The organism is Methylobacterium sp. D48H (genome assembly GCF_053345715.1).
In genome coordinates this window covers 1-255 of record NZ_JBKFAP010000229.1, presented here as the reverse complement: position 1 = coordinate 255, position 255 = coordinate 1, and the positions used below count along the sequence as shown (strand labels likewise).

Annotated in this window: 1 rRNA gene; it reads right to left on the bottom strand. The window is 62.0% G+C overall.

Annotated elements, in window-relative coordinates:
* Nucleotides 1–255 (bottom strand): 23S ribosomal RNA (locus ACLBX8_RS32250); the annotation flags it as partial.

The following is a 255-nucleotide window of genomic DNA, read 5'->3' as shown; positions in this document are numbered from 1 at the left end:
CTCCGTTACGCTTTGGGAGGCGACCGCCCCAGTCAAACTGCCTGCCATGCGCGGTCCCGGACCCCGATCAAGGGTCGCGGTTAGACCACCATATCGCCAAGGGTGGTATTTCAAGGACGGCTCCACCCGGGCTGACGCCCCGGCTTCAAAGCCTACCACCTATCCTACACATGCCGACACGAAGGCCAGCGCAAAGCTACAGTAAAGGTGCACGGGGTCTTTCCGTCTGACCGCAGGAACCCCGCATCTTCACGG